Origin of the sequence: Nonomuraea sp. C10 (assembly GCF_008017515.1) — a bacterium.
Taxonomy (GTDB): domain Bacteria; phylum Actinomycetota; class Actinomycetes; order Streptosporangiales; family Streptosporangiaceae; genus Nonomuraea; species Nonomuraea ferruginea.
The window spans coordinates 6,291,990-6,307,690 of sequence record NZ_VPFF01000001.1 but is presented as its reverse complement, the minus strand read 5'-3'; the positions used below and the strand labels follow the sequence as shown (position 1 = coordinate 6,307,690).

Below are 15,701 nucleotides of genomic sequence, written 5' to 3'. Positions count from 1 at the left end.
TCACGCCTCCAGCTTCATCAGCGTGTCCAGCACCGTCTGCGGCGTGGGCGCGGACAGCTCGTCCACCAGCCGGCCGTCACGCAGGAACACCGCCCGGTCGGCGTACGAGGCCGCCATCGGGTCGTGCGTCACCATGACGATCGTCTGCCCCAGCTCGCGCACCGACGTGCGCAGGAACGACAGCACCTCCGCGCCGCTGCGCGAGTCCAGGTTGCCCGTCGGCTCGTCCGCAAAGATCACCTGCGGCTTGCTGATCAGTGCCCTGGCCACCGCGACCCGCTGCTGCTGGCCGCCGGACAGCTCCGCCGGCCGGTGCCCCAGCCGGTCGCGCAGCCCCACGGTGTCGATCACCCGGTCGTACAGCACCTGGTCGGGCCGGCGGTCGGCGATCCGCAGCGGCAGCAGGATGTTCTCCTCGGCGCTCAGCGTGGGCAGCAGGTTGAACGCCTGGAAGACGAAGCCGATCCGCTCCCTGCGCAGCAGCGTGAGCCGCTTGTCACTGAGCCCGGTCAGCTCCACCTCGCCGACGCGCACGGTGCCGGAGGTGGCCGTGTCGAGGCCCGCCAGGCAGTGCATCAGCGTGGACTTGCCCGAGCCCGACGGGCCCATGATGGCCGTGAAGGCGCCGGTGCCGAAGGACACGTCCACCTCGCGCAGCGCGTGCACCCGGGCGTCGCCCTCGCCGTACACCTTGGTCAGCGCCCCGGCCACCACGGCGGGGTGCCGGGTCTTCGTGAAAGTCACGTCCACTCCTCGTCGGGATCTGAAGAACGCGACTCACGCTATGGCCAGAAATTTCGTGATCCATGGGCCCTGAGGAGGGACTTCTCCTGCGACGCCAGACGACCCCACTCAGCCGTTCGGCCGATGCGACGGCACGATCAGGCCCGCCTCGTACGCGTACACCACGACCTGCGCCCGGTCCCGCAACCCCAGCTTGGCCAGCACCCGCCCCAGATGCGTCTTCACCGTGGCCTCCGCCACCTCCAGCTCGGCGGCGATCTCCAGGTTGGAGCGCCCCCGCGCCACCATCAGCAGCACCTCACGCTCGCGCGGCGTCAGCTCCGCCGCCGCGGCCGGCGCCTCCGACGGCAGGTGGACGGCGAACCGGTCGAGCATCCGCTTCAGCGTGCGCGGCGACACCACCGCGTCACCCGCGTGCACCGAACGGATCGCGCTCACCAGCTCCGCCGGCGGCACGTCCTTCAGCAGGAAGCCCGAGGCCCCCGCCCTGATGGCCGCGAACGCGTACTCGTCCAGGTCGAACGTCGTCAGAATGAGCACCTTCGGCCCCCTGATGTGGCCGATCGCCTCCACCCCGTCCATGCGCGGCATGCGCACGTCCATGAGCACCACGTCCACCTCGACGGACCGCAGCAGCTCCACCGCCCGCAGCCCGTCGCCCGCCTCGGCGACCACCTCGATGTCGGGCTGCGCGCCCAGCACCATGCGGAACCCGGCCCGCAGCAGCTCCTGGTCGTCCACCAGCATCACCCGGATCACCTGGTCCACCCCGACCTCCCTAAGCCGCCCTGACCCGCGGCACCGGCAGCCTGGCCAGCACCTCGAAGCCGCCACCCGGCCGCGGCCCCGCCGTGACCTCGCCGCCGTACATGCCGACCCGCTCCCGCATCCCCACCAGCCCGTGGCCGCCGGAGGCGAGCGGCGCCGCCGCCCCCCTGCCGTCATCGGTCACCCGCACCACCAGCTCGGAGCCGCGGCAATCCAGCTCCACCAGGGCGCGCGCGTCCGGGCCGCCGTGCTTGAGCGCGTTCGTCAGCGCCTCCTGGACGATGCGGTAGACGGCGAGCTGCACCCCCTCCGGCAGCTCGCCCGGCGTGCCCGTGACCCGCAGCGTGGCCGGCACGCCCGCCCCGCGCACCAGGTCCTCCAACTGCGCCAGACCCGGCTGCGGCGTGTAGTCGGTGCCGCCGCCCGCGCCCTCGTCCTCCCTGAGCACGCCCACCAGCCTGCGCATCTCCGCCAGGGCCTCCCGTCCGGTACGGGAGATCGTCCGCACCGCCAGCCGGGCCTGCTCCGGGTCGGAGGCGATCGCGTAACCCGCGCCGTCGGCCTGCACCACCATGACGCTCACATGGTGGGCCACCACGTCGTGCAGCTCCCTGGCGATCCGCGCCCGCTCGGCCGCCGCTGCCATCTTCGCCCGCTGGTCGCGCTCCAGCTCCGCCCGTCTGGCCCGCTCCTCCAGGCTCTCCAGGTAACGCCTGCGCGTGCTCGCGTACAGCCCGGCCAGCCAGACCGTCACCACGAGGATCGAACCGGTCGTGAACATGCCCAGCGTGGGCGTGTCCCACCGCACCAGCGCCAGGAACACCCCCAGCTCGGCCACCAGCAGGGCGGCCAGCGCCCACCGGAACGAGCTCCGCGCGGCCACCGCCCAGAGCGCCACCAGCACCACGAAGTTGGCCGGCAGCACGTCCACGCTCGCCGCCCACTGGCCGAAGCTCACCAGCGCGACACCCGCGAACGCCGCCACCGGCCGCCGCCACCACACGAACAGCGGCGCCAGCAGCACCAGCGTCAAGAAGACGTAGCCGGTCACCCCGCCGGGCTCGTAGAACACCTGCGGGACCGCCGGCAGCAGGCACAGCACCGCGACGGGCGCCACCCGGAGGGCGTCCATCAGCCTCCCGCGGCGCGCCGACCACGCCCTCACCTTGCCGAACACATCCTCACGATACGGATGCCGCCAACCACTCGGCTCAGCCTTGAGGGGGAAGTACGCGTACAACCCAGGTCTTACGCCACGCTTACGGGTGCTGCGGCAATCTAGTTCCCGGGAGCGCCCTCCGGGGCGAGTAAAGGGAGATCGTGATGGCGGATCATGATCGTGACGCCGGGTCGCGCGGTGAAGAGGAACCACCGCGCGACCCGAACCGCCGGGACACCCACCCCACGCCCTACGGTGATCTCGGGCCTGGCCCGTACTCCGGCCCCGGCTGGGGCCCTCTGCCCGCACCGCCCGCCAAGCCCACTCTCCGCGACTTCCTGCGCCGCAAGCAGACCCAGGTCGTCGGCGCCGGGCTGGCCGGCCTCGTCGTGGGCGGCCTCATCGGCGGCGGCGCCGTCGCCCTGACCGGCGCCCTCTGGGCCCGCCCCGGCCCGGCGGACTCCTGGCAGCGGCCCGGCGAGCGCCCGCCGGTCTGCCTCCGCATCGAGGGCCGCGTCATCTGCGACCTCCAACCGGCGCCCCTCCCGACGCGGGTCGGCTAGATCCCCAGGTTCTCCGATCCGATACGGGGAATGAACCCGTGGCAGCCGAACCCCGGGAACACCATGCCGACACAAAAGCCCATCACGCCCGCCCAGTCCGGAGCGTCCACCCAGCCCCTCATCGCCCTCGTGCCCGAGCCGCGCGGCCTCGACGCGCTCGCCGCCGTCGACGGCGTCACCGCGCTCCTGTACGACGTGCGCGACGAACCGCCGGAAGGCGCCGAGGCGGCCGAGGTCATGGTCATCCCCTCCCGCCCGGTGGACCGCGTGCTCGCCCTCATCGACCGGCTGCCCGCGCTCCGGCTCGTGCAGACGCTCAGCGCCGGCACCGACAACTGGACCGGCCGCCTGCCCGCCCATGTCACCCTGTCGAACGCGCGCGGCGCCCACGGCCCCGCCGTCGCCGAATGGGCCGCCGCCACCCTGCTGGCCGTCGCCCGCGACCTGCCCGCCTTCGCCGCCGACCAGGCCGCCGCCCGCTGGAACCCGCACGTCGCCGAGACGCTCTGGGACAAGCGGGTGCTCATCCTCGGCGCCGGCGACCTCGGCGTCCAGCTCCGCGCCCGCCTGGAGCCGTTCGGCCCGCACATCACGATGATGGCCCGCCACCCCCGCCCCGGCGTCGTCACCATGGCCGACCTGCCGGCCCTCCTGCCCGCCCAGGACGTGGTCGCCCTCATGCTGCCCCTCACCCCCGACACCCACCACCTCGCCGACAAGGACTTCCTCGCGGCCATGAAGGACGGCGCCATCCTCCTCAACGCGGCCCGCGGCCCCGTCGTCGACACCCAGGCCCTGCTCGCCGAGACCCGCACCGGCCGCCTGCGCGCCATCCTCGACGTCACCGACCCCGAACCCCTGCCCCCGGACCACCCCCTCTGGCACGCCCCCGGAGTCCTCATCACCCCACATGTGGCAGGCGACGTCCCCCAGGCCGACGCCCGCGCCTGGCAGGTGGCCGCCGCTCAGATAGCCAAGTACGCCCGCGGTGAACGACCGGCCAACACGGTCTCGTGATCTACAGCAGAAATCGCCACGCAGGGAGCACGATCTGCCGGCGAGAATGAAGGAAAATGTAGGGCCGATGGGATTCGAACCCACACTGCCAGCCACCTAAAGACTGTGCCTCTGCCATTGGGCTACGGCCCCTTCGCCTTTCCCTTGCCCGCGAAGTTGGCGGTCTGAGAATGGCAATTCGGACAGAGGAATCGCAAATTCTCCTGTCGATTGTCGAGCCAGTCACCGTTGATGTGGTCGACATGGAGAGTGAGCGGCTTTCCCTGCCACGTGCCGTCAATCCTACAGCCTGCGCAGGCGTAGGGCAGCCCGGCTTCCCGCAACGCCCGGCGCAGCGCGGGCGCCTTCTCGCGGATGGACGCCGGCGGGCGGAGGACGAGGATCTCCTGATAGGGGCGCAGAGTGGGAGATCTCCTGCCCTTGCCGTGCGCCCTCCCCACGAAATGGGAGGTGTCGATGGCGAAGTGCTTCAAGCGGCGGCTGATGTGTGCATGACTGCCGCCGGTCCATCTGATGCCGAGGCGGCGGAGCACGTCGGCAACGCTGAGAGAAGTCGCCGCCGCCTCGGCGAGCATCTCTCGCGTGTACTTCTGATAAGCGGCCATGTCGTAAAGCTAGAAAAGCCGGCCGACAGTTTCAGGGTTTGCGGACGAGCGAAGTCCTTTTGGTCAGGAAAGGCCGAGTTTCTTCTTGAGGCTTGCGACGTGGCCGGTGGCTCGCACGTTGTACAGCGCCTGTTCGATCTTTCCGGCGGGGTCGATGACGAAGGTGGAGCGGATGACGCCCTCGACCTCCTTGCCGTACAGCTTCTTGAGCCCGAACGCGCCGTACGCCTTGTGGATCTCCAGCTCGGGGTCCGACAGGAGCGGGAAGGTCAGGGCGTCGCGTTCGGCGAACTTGGCGAGTTTGGCGGGCTTGTCCTTGGAGACGCCGAGGACGACGTAGCCCTCGTCGGTGAGCCGGCCGAGGTTGTCGCGGAAGTCGCAGGCCTGTTTGGTGCAGCCGGGTGTCATGGCGGCGGGGTAGAAGTAGAGGATCACGCGCTTGCCGCGGTGGTCGGCGAGAGAGACGCTGCCGCCGTCGGAGGTGGGCAGCGTGAACTCGGGCGCGGCGTCGCCGGGCGCGAGCTTGGATTCGGTCATCAGGTCCTCCCGTGGTTCTCCTGGAGAACCTACCGGCCGGGCTGGCGTGCCGTCCGGGGTGATGACCTGACAGACTGATCGTCACGAGCAGGAGCGCGCCGGAAGGAGAGTCATGGCTGACACCGATCCTGATGAGCTGGAGCGGCGGATCGCGCGGACGCGCGCGGAGTTGGCGCAGACGGTGGATGCCATCGCCGACCGGGTGAGCCCGAAGCGGGTCGCCGAGCGCACGGTGGCGGACGTGAAGACCAGGGCGGGCAACCTGGTGGCGCAGGTGAGTGACGCGCTGGGCATGTCGCCGCGGCCGGTGGAGCTGGGGCAGGACCCCGAGCGGCTGTGGGACGAGGAGCCGCCGGATCTGGCCCCGGTGCTGATCGGGGTGGGCGCGGTGCTGGTGCTGGGGGCGGCCGTGGTGCTGTGGCGGCGGCGCAGGCGCCGGTAGCGGTCAAAGGAACACGGCGGCGGTAAGCGGTCAGAGGAACGTCCTGCCCTCGCCGCGGTAGGTCGGCACGGATTCCACGACGGTGTCGCCGTCGACGAGGTGGAGGGTGTCGAAGCGCTCGCACAGCTCGCCCGCCTTGGCGTGCCTGAACCAGACGCGGTCGCCGACGCGCAGGTCCTCGGCGGCCTGGCCGGTGAGGGGGGTCTGCACCTCGCCCGCGCCCTCGTCGCGGCTGTAGCGCAGGCCGGCGGGCAGGTACGGCTGGGGCGCGCGGCCGGTCCCCGGAGGGCCGGAGGCGATGTAGCCGCCGCCGAGCACGGTCACGGTGTCAGGTGAGGGACGGCGCACGACGGGGAGCGCGAACATCGCGGCGGGGTGGCCGGTGAAGCCGCGGTAGAAGTCGAACAACCTCGGGTGGAAGAGCCCGGATCCGGCGGCGACCTCGGTGACGGCCTTCTCGCGTACGGTGCGTTCGATGGAGCCGGTGCCGCCGCCGTTGACGAACTCGAGGTCGGCGACCTGGCGGACGGCGTTGACGATGCGGCCGCGGCGCATCACGAGCTCTCTGGCCGAGAGGGCCTGCATGAGCCGCACGACGCGGCCGTAGGCGGCGCTCTGGGGGGCGTCGCCGACGCCGGCGATCTGGGCCTCGTACGCGAGCAGTCCGGCCAGCCGGTAGCCGGGGCGTTTGGCGATGTCGGCGGCCAGGCGGGCGGCCTGGTCGGCGTCGCGGACGGGGGAGCGCAGCGCGCCGGCCCTGAACCGGCCGCCGAGGGCGACGAAGCCGGCGTCGATGTCGAGGCAGAGCCGGATCTCGTGCCGGGGGTGGACTCCGGAGAGCGCCTGGTCCAGGTAGGCGAGGTGGTCGGCCGAGTCGACGGTGATCGTGATGTGCCGGGCGGCGTCGGCGTCCGCGGCCAGGGCGGCGAGGGCCTGCCGGTCGGCGGTGGGGTAGGCGACGAGGATGTCGGTGCGGCCTCGGGACGCGAGCCAGAGCGCCTCGGGGAGGGTGAACGCCATCAGGCCGCGGAAGCCCTCGATGGCCAGCACCCGCTCCAGCACCGGCCGGGATCGGAGTGATTTGGTGGCCACCCTGATCGGCTTGCCCGCGGCCCGGCGCACCATGCTCGCGGCGTTGGCGCGCATCGCGGCCAGGTCGAGGATGGCGAACGGCGGCTCGAGCGCGGCGGTGGCACGGTCGTAGCGCTGGCGGTCGTCCATACCGGCAGCGTAACGGCATAACCGGCAATTGAACATGAGGCTGGTTCGCATTGATCGCGTGGCCCGTAATGATCCTGCAAACGGGCGGCGGGGACACGGTCGAGCGGGAGCCTCGCCCGTGTACCTCTGATGGTTGTGATGACCACGCTCCAGCAGCTTCTGCCCGGTACCTCCGCCACGGTGCGCGACTCCCCGGTCCGCAGATCCCGCCGGGTGCTCCGGCCGGCCAGAACGCCCGCCGGTGTGGCCGTGGCGGCGCTGCTGACCGCCGGGCTCGGGCTCCTCGCCGCGGAGATCGTCGCGGGCCTGTGGGCCCGGCCGCTGGGCCTGGTGCCGATCGACGAGGCCGCCGCGCTGGCGTCCGCGTCGTCGTGGAAGGATCTGTCGGCGCCCGCGCTGGGGGTCGCGGGCCTGGGCGTGGGCCTGCTCCTGCTGGCGGTGCTGCCGGGCCGGTGCAGGCTCGTACCCGTGGAGACCACGGACCCGCTGATCGTCATCGGCATCACCCGCTCCGGCCTGCGCCGCACGCTGCGCGAGGTCGCGCGGCAGGCCGACGGGGTGGACCGGGTCAGGGTACGGCTGCGCAGGCGGCGCATCGAGGTCACCGTGGTGACCGGCCCCGAGTCGTCGGGCGCGATGCTCAGGCAGGTGGGCACCGCGGTGGGCGACCGGCTGGCGGGGCTGGGCACGCTCGGCACGGGTGAGGTCGTGGTGCGGCTGCGCAGGAAGGGGCTGTGATGCGGCAGTACGGAGGCAACCGCCTGGGGCTGGCCGTGGTGGGCGCGGTGCTGCTGATCGCCGGCGGCTTCGCCTGGCTGCGCGGCCAGGGCCAGCTGCGCGGGCTGTCGCCGCGGGCCAGGGTGCTGCCGGAGCGCACCGCCGACGCCCTGAGCGGGCAGCCGTGGGTGCCGTGGCTGGTGGCCCTGGTGCTGGTGGTGCTCGCGCTGGTGACGCTCCGGTGGCTGCTGCTGAGCCTCGGCTGGGGCCGGTTCGGGACGCGGTCCGGCACGGGCACGGCGATGCTCTGCGTGGGCCTCAAGGACGTGGAAGGGCTGTCGCGGGCGGCGGTGCGGGTGCTCGGCGAGCTGGAAGGCACGGCCCGGCTGCGGATCTCGCTCTCCTGCCCGCCGGGGGCGGACGTGGGCGCGGTGGTGGGCAAGCTGGACCGGGAGATCGTCGGCCGCATCCGGCGTGAGGTCCGCGACGACGAGCTGGGCGCGGTGGTCCGCATCCACGTCCGTCGCTAGACCTCACGCCGCCTGGGATTAGCGTCTCAGCACTCGATGACGTTCACGGCGAGGCCGCCGCGCGAGGTCTCCTTGTACTTGTCGAGCATGTCCCTGCCGGTGTCGCGCATGGTCTTGATGGCCTTGTCGAGCGACACGTGGTGGCGGCCGTCGCCGCGCAGCGCGATGCGGGCCGCGGTGATGGCCTTGATGGAGGCGACCGCGTTCCGCTCGATGCACGGGATCTGCACCAGGCCGCCGATCGGGTCGCAGGTCAGGCCCAGGTTGTGCTCGATGCCGATCTCGGCGGCGTTCTCCACCTGCTCGGGGGTGCCGCCGAGGACCTCGGTGAGCCCCGCCGAGGCCATCGAGCAGGCCGAGCCGACCTCGCCCTGACAGCCGACCTCGGCGCCGGAGATGGACGCGTTCTCCTTGAACAGCACGCCGATCGCCGCCGCCGTCAGCAGGAAGCGGATCACGCCGTCGTCGTCGGCGTTCGGGGTGAAGCGGGAGTAGTACGTGAGCACGGCGGGGATGATGCCGGCCGCGCCGTTGGTGGGGGCGGTGACGATGCGGCCCCCGGCGGCGTTCTCCTCGTTGACGGCCAGGGCGAACAGCGACACCCAGTCCATCGCCTGCAGCGGGTCCTTCTCGGCGGACTCGGCCTGCAGGCGGCGGTGCAGCTGGTGGGCGCGGCGCTTGACCTTGAGCCCGCCGGGCAGCACGCCTTCCTTGGCGATGCCCCGCCGCACGCACTCCGTCATGACCCGCCAGAGGTCGAGGACGCGGGCGCGGATCTCGTCCTCGCCGAGGCCGAACGCCTTCTCGTTCTCCAGCATCAGCCCGGAGATCGACAGGCCGGTGGCCGAGCAGTGCTTGAGCAGCTCCTCGCCGGTGGTGAACGGGTAGGGCAGGACCGTGTCGTCCGGCTTGATGCGGCCGGCGCCGGTGGCGGTCTCGTCGACCACGAAGCCGCCGCCGACCGAGAAGTACACCTTCTCGCGCAGGCTCCCGCCCGCCTCGTCGTAGGCGGTGAAGCGCATGCCGTTCGGGTGCTCCGGCAGCGAGATCTTCCGCTCGAACACCAGGTCCTCGCCGATCACGAACGGGATCTCCCGCTCGCCGAACAGCCGGACCGTGCCGGACTCGCGCATCGCGGCCAGCCGCTCGTCCACGGTGTCGACGTCCACCAGCTCGGGCTTCTCGCCCGACAGGCCCAGCAGGACGGCCTTGTCGCTGCCGTGGCCCTTGCCGGTCAGGCCGAGGGAGCCGTACAGGATGGCCTCGACACGTGCCGTACGGCCGAGCAGCCCGTCCTGGTGCAGGCCGCGCGCGAACCGGTGGGCGGCGGCCATCGGGCCGCCGGTGTGGGAGCTGGACGGACCGATCCCGATCTTGAAGAGGTCGAAGACGCTGATCGCCATTGATGTGCGCCTTTCACGCGCGGGGCCGGGGCCCGGTGCCGGGCCCCGGCGGGTGGGTCAGGACTCGCCCGAGGTGAGGGCGGCGTACTCCTCGGCGGAGAGCAGGTCGGCGGCGTCGCCGTCGGCGCGCACCTTGAACATCCAGCCCTCGCCGTACGGGTCGCTGTTGGCCAGCGACGGGTCGTCCACCAGGGTCTGGTTGACCTCGACCACCTCGCCGCCGACAGGCGTGTAGATCTCGCTCACGGACTTGGTGGACTCGACCTCGCCGATCGAGTCCCCGGCTTCCACGGTCGAGCCGACCTCCGGGAGCTGCACGTAGACCACGTCACCGAGGGCCTCGGCGGCGAAGGCCGTGATGCCGATCGTGGCGACCAGGCCGTCCTCCAGGCCGGAGATCCACTCGTGCTCCTTGGTGTAGCTCAGGTCGTCAGGGATGTTGCTCACTTGTTCCTCCTGTAGAAGGGCAGCTCGACCACGTCCACGGGTTCTTGCCTGCCCCTGATGTCGACGGCCAGACCTTCGCCGGCGTCGATGCCGGCGTCGACGTAGGCCAGCGCGATGGGCTTGCCCAGCGTCTGTGAGGGCGCGCCGCTGGTGACCTCGCCGACGACGGCACCGTCCTTGGTCACCGGGTATCCGTGGCGGGGCACCCGGCGGCCGCGCGCGACCAGCCCGGTCAGGCGGCGCCGCGGCGGGGTGTCCTTGACCGCCTCCAGCGCCGACCTGCCCACGAAGTCGCCCGGCTTGTCGAATTTCACCACCCTGCCCATCCCCGCGTCGAACGGGGTCAGCTCCGCGCTCAGCTCGTTGCCGTACAGCGGCATGCCCGCCTCCAGGCGGAGCGTGTCACGGCTGGACAGCCCGGCCGGCTTCAGCCCGTACGGTTCGCCGGCGGCGGTAAGGGCGTGCCACAGCGGCACCGCGTCCTGGACGGCCACGAACAGCTCGAAGCCGTCCTCGCCGGTGTAGCCGGTGCGGGCGATGAGCGCCTCCCGCCCGTCGACCCTGCCGGGCAGGCCGGTGTAGTACTTGAGCCCGGCCAGGTCGGCGTCGGTGAGGGTGGCGAGGATCTCCTGGGAGCGCGGGCCCTGGACGGCGATGAGGGCGTACTCGTCGGAGCGGTCCTCGACCCGCGCGTCGTACGCCTTGGCACGGGTCATCAGCTCGTCCGCGACCTTGCCCGCGTTCGAGGCGTTGGCCACGACCATGAACTCCTCGTCGCCGAGCCGGTAGACGATGAGGTCGTCCAGCACCCCGCCGCGCTCGTCGACGATCATCGTGTAGCGCGCCCGCCCGGTCGCCAGCGCCGACAGGTGCCCCACCAGGGCGTAGTCCAGGGCGTCCGCCGCCTGCGGGCCGGTGAGGAAGATCTCCCCCATGTGCGACAGGTCGAAGAGCCCGGCCGCCTGGCGGACCGCGTTGTGCTCCGCGGACTCGCTGCCGTAGCGCAGCGGCATGAGCCAGCCGGCGAAGTCGGTCAGGGTGGCGCCGAGAGACTCGTGCACGTCTCTCAGCGGCGTCGGTCGTGACATGTCGCACCTCAGGACAGGATCGGATGCCGGGATCCTCCCCCTCTGTCGTCGGTGCCTGAGAGCTTCACCCGGCTTTTTTCCGGACTTTCACCTTCGGCGAGGTCGCGCGGACCTGCTTTCCAGAGGACACCTCGGCCGTACGGTCCTTTGCCTTGAGAGGTTCGCGGGGAGGGCTTGCTCCTTCAGGGGCCCCGACCGGCTGTCAGGGCGCTCTCCCGCACGGCTTCGACGGTGATGTGGCAAGCCTAATGGCCTTCGGGGTGAATTGTCGCGTCCGCGAACTCCGCGGCGTGCGTGACCAGGGCTTCGAAGAGTGCGCAGTCGTCGGCGGCCTCCGGGTGCCACTGGACGGCGACGGCGAACGGGTGGGAGTCGAGCTCCACGGCCTCGATCGTGCCGTCCTCGGAGGTGGCCGTCACCGTCAGGCCCGTGCCGAGGCGGTCGACGGCCTGGTGGTGGTAGTGGGGCACGGTGACCGGGGCGCCGCCGAGGATCTTGGCGAGCTTGCTGCCGGCGGTGGGGCGCACGGGGAGGGGGCCGAACCGGCCGGGGGCGGGGGAGTGGCCGGTGTGGCCGACGACGTCAGGCAGGTGCTGGTGGAGGGTGCCGCCGAGGGCGATGTTGAGGACCTGGAGACCCCGGCAGACGCCCAGGAAGGGGGTCCGGGCTTCCAGGGCCGCGGTCATCAGGGCGAACTCGGCGGTGTCGCGAAATTTCCGGATGTAATCGGTGTGGGGGTGGGGCGACGCGCCGTACCGGTCCGGGTCGATGTCCCCGCCGCCCGCCAGGATCAGCCCGTCCAGCCGGGTCACCAGCGCCGCCGGATCGCCCGCCGGCGGGATGAGCACCGGCTGCCCGCCCGCCCGCGTCACCTGCTCCACGTACATGTACGGCAGCAGCGCCACGGGCAGGTCCCACACCGTGAACCGCGCGGGTTCGACGTAGGTGCTGACACCGATGACGGGCCGGCTCACAGCGGCGTCACGTACGCGCCGGAGATCCCCCCGTCGACCAGGAACTGCGACGCCGTGATGAACGACGCGTCGTCGCTGGCCAGGAAGGCGGCCGCGGCCGCGATCTCCGATGCCTCGGCGAAGCGGCCGAGCGGCACGTGCACCAGCCGCCGCTGCGCCCGCTCGGGGTCCTTGGCGAACAGCTCCTGGAGCAGCGGCGTGTTGACCGGCCCCGGGCACAGCGCGTTGACCCGGATGCCCTCGCGGGCGAACTGCACCCCCAGCTCGCGCGACATGGCCAGCACCCCGCCCTTGGAAGCGGTGTAGGAGATCTGCGAGGTCGCCGACCCCATGACGGCCACGAACGAGGCGGTGTTGATGATCGAGCCCTTGCCCTGGCGGCGCATGTAGCCGATGGCGTGCCTGCAGCACAGGTAGACGCTGGTCAGGTTGACCTCCTGGACCCGGCGCCAGGCGTCGATGCCGGTCTCCAGGATGGAGTCGTCGTCGGGCGGCGAGATGCCCGCGTTGTTGAACGCGACGTCCACGCTCCCGTAGGTCTCGAACGCGGTCTCGTACATCCGCGCCACGTCGTCCTCGCTGGTCACGTCGGCCTTGACGAACAGGCCGCCGACCTCGGTGGCGGCCTTGGCGCCCGCCTCCTCGTCGATGTCGACGCAGACGACCTTGGCGCCCTCCTCGGCGAACCGGTGCGCGGTGGCCAGGCCGATGCCGCTGCCCGCTCCGGTGATGACGGCCACGCGGTCCAGCAAACGCTGCATAGGGCTACTCCGTTGAGATGAAGACGTTCTTGGTCTCGGTGAACGCGGCGAGCGCGTCGGGGCCCAGCTCGCGGCCGAGCCCCGACTCCTTGAAGCCGCCGAACGGGGTCCAGTAGCGGACGGAGGAGTTGGAGTTGACCGAGAGCGCGCCGGACTCGACCGCGCGGGCCACCCGCAGCGCCCGGCCGATGTCGCGGGTCCAGATGGAGCCGGACAGGCCGTAGCGGGTGTCGTTGGCGATGCGGACCGCGTCGGCCTCGCCGGCGAACGGCACCACGGACACGACCGGGCCGAAGATCTCCTCGGTGAACGCCCGGTCGGTGACGTTCGAGGTCAGCACCGTCGGCGGGAACCAGTAGCCGCGGCCCTGCGGGCACGAACCTTGCAGGTACGGGTCGGCGACGAAGCCGCGGACCCGCGCCAGGTGCTCGGCGCTGATCAGCGGGCCCATCTCGGTGGCGGGGTCGAGCGGGTCGCCGACGCGCAGCCCGCGCACCGCCTCCGACAACCGCTCCAGGAACTCGTCGTACACGCTCTCCTGCACCAGCACGCGGGAGCGGGCGCAGCAGTCCTGACCGCTGTTGTCGAAGACCGCGTACGGGGCCGCGGCGGCGGCCTTGGCGACGTCGGCGTCGGCGAAGACGATGTTGGCCGACTTGCCGCCGAGCTCCAGCGTGAGCCGCTTGACGTGGGCGGCGGCCTTGGCCGCGATCTCCTTGCCCACCTCGGTCGAGCCGGTGAACACGATCTTGGCGACGCCGGGGTGCTCGACCAGCCGGGCGCCCGCGACCTCCCCTGCCCCGGGCAGGACCTGGAGCACCCCCTCGGGCAGGCCCGCCGCCAGGGCCAGCTCGGCCAGCCGCAGCGCGGTCAGCGGGGTCTGCTCGGCGGGCTTGACGATGACCGTGTTGCCCGCCGCGAGGGCCGGCGCGACGCCCCACGACATGATCAGCATCGGGAAGTTCCACGGCACGATCACGCCCACCACGCCCAGCGGTTCCTGGAACGTGACGTCCACGCCGCCGGGCACCGGGATCTGCCTGCCGTGGTTGCGCTCGGGAGCGCCGGAATAGTAGTGGAGCACGTCGCGGACGGCGGCCGCCTCCCAGCGGGCGTTGCCGACGGGGTGGCCGGCGTTGGCCACCTCCAGCATCGCCAGCTCCTCGGCGTGCGCGTCGACCAGGTCGGCGAAGCCGCGCAGCAGCCGCGCCCGGTCGCCCGGGGCCACCTCGCGCCACTCCCGGTAGGCCTTCGCGGCCCTGGCCACGGCCTCGTCGACCGCGGCGGCCCCGGCCATCTCGACCTCGGCCACGACCTGCTCCGTCGCCGGATTGATGATCTTCACAGGCGCTCGAATCCCCGGAACATCTCCCAGTCGGTCACCGCCGCGTCGAAGGCGGCCAGCTCGACCCGCGCGTTGTTGGCGTAGTGGGCCACCACGTCCTCCCCGAACTCCTCCCCGGCCAGTTTGGAACCCTCGAACAGGGCCAGAGCGTCGCGCAGGGTGTGCGGCACGGTCTCGGCGCCGGAGGTGTAGGCGTTGCCCTCGAACGCCTCCTCCAGCTCCAGCTCCCCGTCGATGCCGTGCAGGCCGGCCGCGACCAGCGCGGCCACGGCGAGGTACGGGTTCACGTCGCCGCCCGGCACCCGGTTCTCCACCCGCAGCGAGGGGCCGTGGCCGACCAGGCGCAGCGCGCAGGTGCGGTTGTCGACGCCCCACTTGACGGCCGTGGGCGCGAAGCTGCCGGGCACGAACCGCTTGTAGGAGTTGATGTTGGGCGCGTACAGAAGGGTGAGCTCGCGCAGGCAGGCGAGCTGGCCGGCGATGAACCGCTGACCCAGCGGCGAGAGCCCGTACGGCCCGTCGCCCGCCATCACCAGCTCGCCGTCCGCCCCGCGCAGCGAGATGTGGATGTGGCAGGAGTTGCCCTCGCGGTCGTTCGGCTTGGCCATGAAGGTGATCGACCTGCCCTCCTGGGCGGCGATCTCCTTGGCGCCGTTCTTGTAGACGGCGTGGTTGTCGCAGGTGGCCAGCGCCTCGGCGTAGCGGAAGGTGATCTCGTGCTGGCCCGGGTTGCACTCGCCCTTGGCGGACTCCACGTACAGGCCCGCGCCCTCCATGTCGCGCCGGATGCGGCGCAGCAGCGGCTCGACGCGGGCGGTGCCGAGCAGCGAGTAGTCGACGTTGTAGAGGTTGGCGGGGGTCAGGTCGCGGTAGGCGCGGTTCCAGGCTCCCTCGTACGAGTCCTCGTAGACGACGAACTCCAGCTCGGTGCCGACGCAGGCGCGCAGGCCGCGTTCCTGGAGCCGGGCGAGCTGGCGGCGGAGGATCTGGCGCGGCGAGGCGGTCACCTCGCCGCCGTCCTCCCAGGTGAGGTCGGCCATGACCAGGGCGGTGCCCTCCTGCCAGGGCACCCGCCGCAGCGTCGACAGGTCGGGCCGCATCACGAAGTCCCCGTACCCGCGATCCCAGGACGACATCGCGTATCCGCCGACCGTGTTCATGTCGACGTCGACGGCGAGCAGGTAGTTGCACCCCTCGGAGCCGTGGTGCAGCACCTCGTCGAGGAAGTAGCGCGCGGACAGGCGCTTGCCCTGGAGGCGGCCCTGCATGTCGGCGATGGCCAGCAGCACCGTGTCGACCAGGCCCGCCGCGACCTCCTGCCGTAGCTCGTCGACGGTGAGGAAGCCATGACTGGACCGCTCGCTCACGTGCTGGCTCCGA

General features: G+C 71.9%; 18 protein-coding genes, 1 tRNA gene and 1 riboswitch. Of the genes, 5 read left to right on the top strand and 14 right to left on the bottom strand.

Features of this window, described 5'->3' with window-relative positions; translation table 11 throughout:
- From FR742_RS28910 to FR742_RS28900, 3 genes are all read right to left on the bottom strand, one after another.
- Nucleotides 1-744 carry an ABC transporter ATP-binding protein gene (locus FR742_RS28910; protein ID WP_148033858.1) on the bottom strand — a complete coding sequence of 248 codons (744 nt, stop codon included), beginning with the start codon at nucleotides 742-744 and terminating at the stop codon, nucleotides 1-3.
- Nucleotides 745-852: 108 nt separating this feature from the next.
- Complete coding sequence (locus FR742_RS28905) at nucleotides 853-1,503, bottom strand: response regulator transcription factor (protein WP_222709198.1); 651 nt, start codon at nucleotides 1,501-1,503, stop codon at nucleotides 853-855.
- A 19-nt stretch (nucleotides 1,504-1,522) separates the two neighbouring features.
- Entirely contained in the window at nucleotides 1,523-2,689 is a 1,167-nt protein-coding gene (locus tag FR742_RS28900; protein ID WP_148033857.1) for a sensor histidine kinase, read from the bottom strand.
- Nucleotides 2,690-2,835: 146 nt separating this feature from the next.
- Between FR742_RS28900 and FR742_RS28895 the strand changes: the two genes are divergently transcribed.
- Both FR742_RS28895 and FR742_RS28890 read left to right on the top strand, forming a co-directional pair.
- Nucleotides 2,836-3,234: a hypothetical protein gene (locus FR742_RS28895; RefSeq protein ID WP_148033856.1), complete on the top strand. Its 399-nt coding sequence runs from the start codon at nucleotides 2,836-2,838 to the stop codon at nucleotides 3,232-3,234.
- A gap of 63 nt (nucleotides 3,235-3,297) precedes the next feature.
- The gene (locus FR742_RS28890; RefSeq protein ID WP_148033855.1) at nucleotides 3,298-4,251 is read left to right on the top strand and encodes a 2-hydroxyacid dehydrogenase; all 954 of its coding nucleotides are present in this window, start codon (nucleotides 3,298-3,300) and stop codon (nucleotides 4,249-4,251) included.
- A 59-nt stretch (nucleotides 4,252-4,310) separates the two neighbouring features.
- Here the strand turns inward: FR742_RS28890 and FR742_RS28885 are convergent.
- From FR742_RS28885 to bcp, 3 genes are all read right to left on the bottom strand, one after another.
- Nucleotides 4,311-4,383: transfer RNA gene (locus FR742_RS28885), tRNA-Leu, on the bottom strand.
- On the bottom strand, nucleotides 4,374-4,856 hold the full coding sequence (locus FR742_RS28880; RefSeq protein WP_148033854.1) for an HNH endonuclease signature motif containing protein: 483 nt from the start codon (nucleotides 4,854-4,856) through the stop codon (nucleotides 4,374-4,376). Before FR742_RS28880 ends, FR742_RS28885 begins: the two co-directional genes overlap by 10 nt.
- A 63-nt stretch (nucleotides 4,857-4,919) precedes the next feature.
- Nucleotides 4,920-5,393 (bottom strand): thioredoxin-dependent thiol peroxidase, encoded by a 474-nt coding sequence (gene bcp, locus FR742_RS28875; RefSeq protein WP_148033853.1) that lies wholly within the window; start codon nucleotides 5,391-5,393, stop codon nucleotides 4,920-4,922.
- A gap of 112 nt (nucleotides 5,394-5,505) precedes the next feature.
- Here bcp and FR742_RS28870 point away from each other — a divergent pair, with 112 nt between their 5' ends.
- Nucleotides 5,506-5,835, top strand: coding sequence for a DUF3618 domain-containing protein (locus FR742_RS28870; protein WP_148033852.1), 330 nt, complete (start codon nucleotides 5,506-5,508; stop codon nucleotides 5,833-5,835).
- A gap of 30 nt (nucleotides 5,836-5,865) precedes the next feature.
- On the opposite strand, the gene FR742_RS28865 is transcribed toward FR742_RS28870, so the two are convergent.
- Nucleotides 5,866-7,056, bottom strand: a complete 1,191-nt coding sequence (locus FR742_RS28865; protein WP_148033851.1) for an amino acid deaminase/aldolase — start codon at nucleotides 7,054-7,056, stop codon at nucleotides 5,866-5,868.
- A 138-nt stretch (nucleotides 7,057-7,194) separates the two neighbouring features.
- On the opposite strand from FR742_RS28865, the gene FR742_RS28860 reads away from it, so the two are divergent.
- Together FR742_RS28860 and FR742_RS28855 are read left to right on the top strand one after the other, a co-directional pair.
- Nucleotides 7,195-7,794 carry a DUF6286 domain-containing protein gene (locus FR742_RS28860; protein WP_148033850.1) on the top strand — a complete coding sequence of 200 codons (600 nt, stop codon included), beginning with the start codon at nucleotides 7,195-7,197 and terminating at the stop codon, nucleotides 7,792-7,794.
- Nucleotides 7,794-8,303 carry a hypothetical protein gene (locus tag FR742_RS28855; RefSeq protein ID WP_148033849.1) on the top strand — a complete coding sequence of 170 codons (510 nt, stop codon included), beginning with the start codon at nucleotides 7,794-7,796 and terminating at the stop codon, nucleotides 8,301-8,303. Before FR742_RS28860 ends, FR742_RS28855 begins: the two co-directional genes overlap by 1 nt.
- Before the next feature lie 26 nt (nucleotides 8,304-8,329).
- Here the strand turns inward: FR742_RS28855 and FR742_RS28850 are convergent, their stop codons facing one another.
- From FR742_RS28850 to FR742_RS28820, 7 genes are all read right to left on the bottom strand, one after another.
- Entirely contained in the window at nucleotides 8,330-9,706 is a 1,377-nt protein-coding gene (locus FR742_RS28850) for an L-serine ammonia-lyase (protein WP_148033848.1), read from the bottom strand.
- Between the two features lie 57 nt (nucleotides 9,707-9,763).
- Nucleotides 9,764-10,153 carry a glycine cleavage system protein GcvH gene (gcvH, locus tag FR742_RS28845; protein WP_148033847.1) on the bottom strand — a complete coding sequence of 130 codons (390 nt, stop codon included), beginning with the start codon at nucleotides 10,151-10,153 and terminating at the stop codon, nucleotides 9,764-9,766.
- Nucleotides 10,150-11,241 (bottom strand): glycine cleavage system aminomethyltransferase GcvT, encoded by a 1,092-nt coding sequence (gene gcvT, locus FR742_RS28840; RefSeq protein WP_148033846.1) that lies wholly within the window; start codon nucleotides 11,239-11,241, stop codon nucleotides 10,150-10,152. Before gcvT ends, gcvH begins: the two co-directional genes overlap by 4 nt.
- Nucleotides 11,242-11,371: 130 nt before the next feature.
- Nucleotides 11,372-11,469, bottom strand: a riboswitch (glycine riboswitch).
- Nucleotides 11,470-11,486: 17 nt separating this feature from the next.
- A complete protein-coding gene (locus tag FR742_RS28835; protein WP_148033845.1) occupies nucleotides 11,487-12,215 on the bottom strand; it encodes a gamma-glutamyl-gamma-aminobutyrate hydrolase family protein in 729 nt (242 codons plus the stop codon).
- A complete protein-coding gene (locus FR742_RS28830) occupies nucleotides 12,212-12,976 on the bottom strand; it encodes a 3-oxoacyl-ACP reductase (protein WP_148033844.1) in 765 nt (254 codons plus the stop codon). Before FR742_RS28830 ends, FR742_RS28835 begins: the two co-directional genes overlap by 4 nt.
- A gap of 4 nt (nucleotides 12,977-12,980) precedes the next feature.
- Nucleotides 12,981-14,273, bottom strand: a complete 1,293-nt coding sequence (locus tag FR742_RS28825) for an aldehyde dehydrogenase (RefSeq protein ID WP_261808890.1) — start codon at nucleotides 14,271-14,273, stop codon at nucleotides 12,981-12,983.
- A 44-nt stretch (nucleotides 14,274-14,317) separates the two neighbouring features.
- The gene (locus FR742_RS28820) at nucleotides 14,318-15,688 is read right to left on the bottom strand and encodes a glutamine synthetase family protein (RefSeq protein ID WP_148033842.1); all 1,371 of its coding nucleotides are present in this window, start codon (nucleotides 15,686-15,688) and stop codon (nucleotides 14,318-14,320) included.
- Nucleotides 15,689-15,701 lie beyond the last annotated feature (13 nt).